The 6,381-nt window shown below is 48.0% G+C and carries 3 protein-coding genes and 1 pseudogene; 3 read left to right on the top strand and 1 reads right to left on the bottom strand.

Annotated features, from left to right (window positions below; genetic code table 11):
• Positions 1-2,246: phosphoenolpyruvate--protein phosphotransferase (ptsP, locus tag BZG79_RS10035; RefSeq protein ID WP_077774311.1), on the top strand; the 2,246-nt coding region annotated here is incomplete at its 5' end.
• Positions 2,247-2,312: 66 nt separating this feature from the next.
• Here the strand turns inward: ptsP and dhaR are convergent.
• A pseudogene (gene dhaR / locus BZG79_RS10030) lies at positions 2,313-3,957 on the bottom strand (dihydroxyacetone kinase operon transcriptional regulator DhaR).
• Positions 3,958-4,287: 330 nt separating this feature from the next.
• On the opposite strand from dhaR, the gene rluB reads away from it, so the two are divergent.
• A complete protein-coding gene (rluB, locus tag BZG79_RS10025; protein ID WP_077774310.1) occupies positions 4,288-5,265 on the top strand; it encodes a 23S rRNA pseudouridine(2605) synthase RluB in 978 nt (325 codons plus the stop codon).
• A gap of 142 nt (positions 5,266-5,407) precedes the next feature.
• Positions 5,408-6,331, top strand: a complete 924-nt coding sequence (locus BZG79_RS10020) for an AraC family transcriptional regulator (protein ID WP_077461044.1) — start codon at positions 5,408-5,410, stop codon at positions 6,329-6,331.
• The last annotated feature ends 50 nt before the right edge of the window (positions 6,332-6,381 follow it).

The following is a 6,381-nucleotide window of genomic DNA, read 5'->3' as shown; positions in this document are numbered from 1 at the left end:
AAGCGATAGAGCGGGTGAATGATGAAAAAGGCGTTATTGTCTTGATGGATCTCGGAAGCGCATTGCTGAGTGCAGAAATGGCGCTAGATCTCCTTGATGATCAAATAAAGGAAAGTGTGACGTTAATATCAGCGCCCATCGTCGAAGGGACGATGGCGGCATCGGTGGCAGCAGCGGCAGGGTTACCGTTGGCAACCGTGGTTGAGGAAGCGCAAAATGCCTTGAGTGTAAAACAAGCGCATCTGGGTGATCAGCCATCAACAGATGTGGAACCCGCGCAAACGGCGAAGCAGGATAAAGAAACGCTAACATACGACTGGATTGTGCAAAATCCGCATGGATTACATGCTCGGCCAGCAGCAGCCATTGTTGGTGCACTTGCGCATTTTGACAGTCAACTCTGGCTACAAAAGGGCGATCGACAGGTAAATGCAAAAAGTCTCAATAGTATTGCGAAGCTTGGTGTCCGTTGTAATGAGACCATAACCATACATGCCCTTGGTTCCCAAGCCGTGGATGCAATAGCAGCATTTAAAGTACTCGCACATGATCACTTTGGCGAAAAACAAGCCGTTGATGATGGGGTTATCGAACATCAAAGCGATGAAGTCGATACATTACACCATGAGGTGAGTGCGCAAACTATTGAAGGCGCGATCACAGGGATTAGCGTGAATGAAGGTATTGTAACGGCGCCCGTTGTTCTTTTTACCAGTGATATGCCCTCCGTACCCGATCGTCCCTTTGGTCATGAAACCGATGAAATTGCGCATGTTAAGCAAGCCATAGAGTGCGTTGTTCAGCGTTTACAACGTCAAGCAAAGCAAGCGAAAGGAGACATATTTTCGGCGCATAGCATGATGTTAAGTGACCCTGAATTGTGGCAATCGGTCGAATCGCATATTCAGTCAGGCATGATTGCCGAGCAAGCTTGGCTAGAAACCCTTCACGCGCTGGCGGAAGAATATCGTCATGCTGAGACGCTATACATGCGCGAACGTGAAGCTGATGTACATGATATTGCCCGCCAAGTGATGATTGAAATGACAGGTGCCAAGCCTCAGGCCATTGAGATTCAGGAGCCAAGTATTTTATTGGCCCATGACCTTATGCCCTCGGATGTGGCTGGATTAGATAAAGAAAAAGTGCTCGGTATTTGTTTAAGTGAAGGCGGTAAAACGTCCCATAGTGCGATACTTGCTCGCGCGATGGGGATCCCCGCGATGGTAAAAGCGCAAGGGTGTCTCGATGCCGTTCGGTCAGGTCAAATGGTGACGCTTGATGGCTTCAAAGGGCACTTATGGTTTGCGCCGTCAGATGAGATACAGCAGGCGCTAGACGCACAGAAAATTGAATGGCAAAACGCGCGAAAAAGTGCGCTAGCGAGCGCACAGCAAGTGGCGATGACTCGCGATGGTATCGCTATTCCCGTTTTAGCGAATATTGGTGGACCGAATGATTTGGAAAATGCGTTAACATCGGGGGCAGAAGGTGTTGGTCTATTTCGTACCGAGTTTTTATTCCAAGACAGTGAAGCCTTACCGACTGAAGATGAACAATACCAAGTTTATCGAGACATTGCCGCTGCGCTCGGCGATAAACCACTCACCATTCGTAGTCTCGATGTGGGAGGGGATAAACCTCTAGCGGCTTATCCTATGCCTGAGGAAGATAATCCTTTTTTAGGCTTGAGAGGGGTACGTTTGTGCCTCAAGCATGAAGCTTTATTTAACACGCAACTGCGCGCGATTTTAAAGGCGTTTCAGGTACAGCCGAATATTCAACTGATGATACCTATGGTCGCGCAGGTTGAAGAAGTAAAAAAAGTGAAAGCATTGTTGGCGCATCAAGCTCAGCAATTAGGGGTGGATGCAAGTAAGCTTCCTGTCGGTATTATGATAGAAGTCCCCGCTGCTGTCCTAAATGCGGATGCGTTGGCGCAAGAAGTTGACTTTTTTTCTATTGGTACTAATGATCTGACGCAATATGTTATGGCGGCAGATCGCGGCAATACGGCAGTCGCAGAGCTTGTGAATTACTTTGAACCGTCGGTGTTAAAAGCCATTGAATTGACGTGTGCTGCCGGTGAGCGTGCTGGTATTCCCGTGAGCATGTGCGGCGAAATGGCGGGTGATCCGAACGCAACACAGATGTTACTTGGTATTGGTCTTCGTAAGTTCAGCGCTAGCGCTAGCCTGCTGCCTGGACTCAAAGCTCAGATTCGCCAACTGTCTTTGCAGGCATAGCGTTCCTCTACGTATAAACCGGCGTTCAACGCCGGTTTTTTTATATGACTTTTTTAATATGACTCGTTAGTACCACTCCATCTGTTCATGTAAGCCAAATTTTTTGATTTTTCGCCATAGTGTCGTGCGTCCAATTTGCAGTGCTTTGGCCATCTCGTTCATTTTCCCATTACATTGATTCCAAGCCTGAACAATGGCTCTTTTCTCGGCTTCTTCTAGGGTTATGATCGGCGTATTATCTGTACGATGATGGGCGTTCAATTTTATGTCCTCAGGAATATCACTCAGTTTGATCAAGTTTGAACCTCGATTAAGCAAGATGCGCTCAATTCGGTTTCTTAACTCGGAGTTATTTCCTGGCCAACGAAAATTCATTAACGCTTCCAATGCCACTTGTTCTATCGAGAGGGTTACATTGTGGCGACGCTCGTAATGGCTAACAAGCTGCTGGACAAGATGTTCGATGTCTTCTCTGCGTTTTCTTAGTGGCGAAATAGGGAGTTCGTTTGAGGATAACTCATAGTAAAGTTGGCGACCAAATGAGCGCTGTGTAACATATTCGCTGATTTCTGCGGTCGTGCTGGTAATGAGTTGAAAGTCTACTGGGATCAATCGCAAGCTGTCGCTACGGCTTACCAAGCCTGTCTTTAATAACTTTAGTAACACGGCTTGTAGGTCTGGCGATAGGTATTCCACTTTTTCTAAAAACAGAGTTCCGCCGTGAGCTAACTCAAACTTAGAAGGCATGCCCTGTCCTTCATCATAGCCCAAGGTCTCTTTCACCAGTTGTTCCGTATTGATCGAGCGGCAGTTGAGCGTAATGAATGGCCCATCTTTATAGCTACTCTCATTATGAATCGCCATGGCTAACGTCGCTTTTCCCACACCTTCCTCTCCAGTAATGAAGATCGGTGAATTCGATTTTATCGCCCGCTTGGCCATGGTAATCACGTGTTTCATCTTGCGTGAAATAACAGGCAACGTATTGAATGTATATCGTGCACTGCCTCCGATTTGCTGTTGAGCTAGTTCGCGAATTTTATCGATGGGGTGCAAGAACAGTAAATGGGTGCCGTCATTGAGCGCACGCAGCGTGATAATAGCTTCGACGAACTCGCCGTTGACTTCTATTGTGGTCAGCTTACGCTTAATCGTTGTGCCAGACTCAATACTGTTGAGTACATTAGGTGGAAAACGAAAAACACAGAACACATCTTTCTCTAAGATATCGCTCGCCTCAATATTCAGTAATCGCTCAGATTGATGGTTAACCATTGTGATGTGGTTGTCTTCATCCCATGCCAGGAGACCATCATCCATGGACTCTAGTGTGGCGTTATGCGCGCAGGAAAGACGGTTAATATTCTCTTGTTCAGAATGAATATGTATCTGCAAACTGATTTCTCTCGCACTTGACGCGATGATGACTAAGCTCTCTTTCTGGTAGTGTTCTGCGTTTTTAATCAAACACGTTGTCCCACGTAGCTTGCCAAATTGATCGAAAACAGGTGCTGCCACGGAGGCATAAGGATGTAAGTGACGATTAAAGTGTTCTGCGGCAAATACTTCACATTGACCAAGTGTAGGGATTACATTGCTTTATACACCGCTCCCACGACTTAAGTACGGGGGTACGTGAGAATTCATGAGACACCCAGTGGTGTTTTTGGAAAAAGTCCCATTTGGTTTTATTGTCTTCGATCGAAAGCATGCTATACCGCTCTAGCACAAGTTATGGACTGTCGGCATGTTACAGGTACTTTAGCCCAGCAGCTGTGAGAACTTTCACGCCTCAGCACAGAGAGACGAAATGAGCGAGATAAAAGACGTATAAAAACTGACCGTTTTATCCAGTGGTCAGGGTGTATTTTTCTATGCGTGCGTGATGCGGTCGTGTATCATTAGGCACCTATTATAGCGCCGCGCTTTATCTTGTTGGGGATGTTTCAACAAGTTTTACTAGGGGCGTATTATAACCAGCCATAACGTAGAGTTATTCCGTTTTTGACGCCTGTGAAGGCGACAGTAAGGTAAGACAAACATGAGCGAAAAATTACAGAAGGTGCTAGCGCGTGCTGGCACGGGGTCACGCCGCGAAATGGAAAGCTATATCCAAGCCGGCCGAGTGAGTGTCAATGGTGTGGTGGCCAAGCTGGGCGACCGTCTTGACGATCCGAGTGCGCTGGTGCGTGTCGATGGCCATGCAGTGCCGCTCAATGCGCCTTCTGATTCAGTATGTCGCGTGCTGGCTTACAACAAGCCAGAGGGCGAACTATGTACGCGTAGCGACCCAGAAGGTCGTCGTACCGTGTTCGACCGGTTGCCAAAGCTCAAAGATGCCCGCTGGGTCGCTGTTGGCCGCTTGGACGCCAACACGTCCGGTCTCATGCTGTTTACCACTGACGGTGAACTGGCAAACCGCTTGATGCATCCAAGCCGCCAAGTGCAGCGTGAATATATGGTGCGCGTTTTTGGTGATGTGAACGAAGACATGGTGCGCAACGTGGTGGCCGGTGTCGAGCTTGAAGACGGTGTTGCCCGCTTTGAGGACGTGGTTTACGCGGGTGGCGAAGGGATGAACCACACCTTTTATGTTGTGATCACCGAAGGGCGTAACCGCGAAGTGCGTCGCCTTTGGGAAACTCAAGGTGTGACTGTGAGCCGCTTGAAGCGAGTGCGTTACGGTGACATTTATCTTGAGAAAGACCTGCCACGTGGTGGTTGGCGCGAGATGGAACTTAAAGAAGTTAACTATTTGCGCGAGATGGTGGAAATGAAGCCTGAATCGCAAACAGTGATCACGCCAGAAGACCAAAAGCGTAAAAAGTCGCGTCAGAAAATTCGTCGAGCAGTGCGCCGTTWTGAAGAGCGTATCGACTCGAACGATAAGCCAAAGAAAGCCCGTCAAGCTCGCCGTGGTAATGCCCCGGCAGCAGGACCAAAAGGGTCGGGACCCAAAAAAGGTAGCCCACGCCCTGGCGCGCCAAGAGGGAAAGGAAAGCCTCGGACGCGTAAATAAAACGCTTTCAGCATTAATGAATGAAAACCCGGCCTTGTGTCGGGTTTTTTTATTCAAGAGAGAAGAGAAGGGTATACATGATAACGATTATTGTTTGTGTTATTGTCAGCTCAATTTATAGAACTATCGATATACGGAAATAATGACGATCGCTGCTGAGCCTTATCAAGCTGCCACCCGTTTGAATCGGATTGAACGTGTATTAGCCTACATCCATACCCATTTAGATCAGCCACTATTGGTTAGTGAACTTGCAGCAAAAAGTTGCTGGTCTCGTTGGCAACTGCAGCGCGTGTTCTCTGAGCAAACGGGGATGAGTGTTGCGCACTACGTGCGGGAGCTTAAATTGAGTGATGCCGCTAAGCAGTTACTGACTGGCCAACGTCGTATCATTGATATTGCCTTATCCTGTGGGTTTACCTCTGAGGCTAATTTTTCCCGCGCATTTCGACAGCAATATAATATGACGCCTCGAGAATATCGTCGACGAGGCATTATGGATGGTATTCGTACACCGTTACAAATTACCACTTTAACCACACCACAACCTCTGTGGTTATCTGTGCAGATTAAAACGCGACCTCAAGCCACAATCGCGGGAGACGTTGCACCGATATTGGGATTATTTGCGCCAGAGCCTGATTTTAATGATGTTGTGCCAGCGCTTTGGCAGCGAGCCTATGCGCGCGGCGTGATTGATCTAAACCAGCCAAGTATCGGTGCCATTGATGTAGCTAGCGCGGATACACTGCAATCACCGTTGCCATACCTTGCGGGACAACAGGCATTAGCAGGCTTTCAACATGACACCACAAGCTGGATCATTCCGGAAACGACCTATGCCGTTATCACGCACTCCGGGCCGGTGAGCGGGCTCCCTGATACATTGCAGGCGTTTATTTACGCTTGGCTACCAGACTCTGGCTATCAATGCACCGATGGTATAGAGCTTGAAATCTACCCCAGTGGTTACCAGCCCCACTCGAATAGCGCAGTAATGACATATTGGGTGCCACTCAATCCCGTGCATCGTGCTATCGATCCCGTGCATCGTGCACCAAAATGAACAGTATTTCCTCTATGTATCCATAAAATACGAATGATTCCGTTTTAGAT

This window comes from Salinivibrio sp. MA427 (assembly GCF_001996115.1).
Lineage (GTDB): Bacteria > Pseudomonadota > Gammaproteobacteria > Enterobacterales > Vibrionaceae > Salinivibrio > Salinivibrio costicola.
The sequence above is the reverse complement of the archived record's forward strand: the minus strand, read 5'-3'. Positions and strand labels throughout refer to the sequence as shown.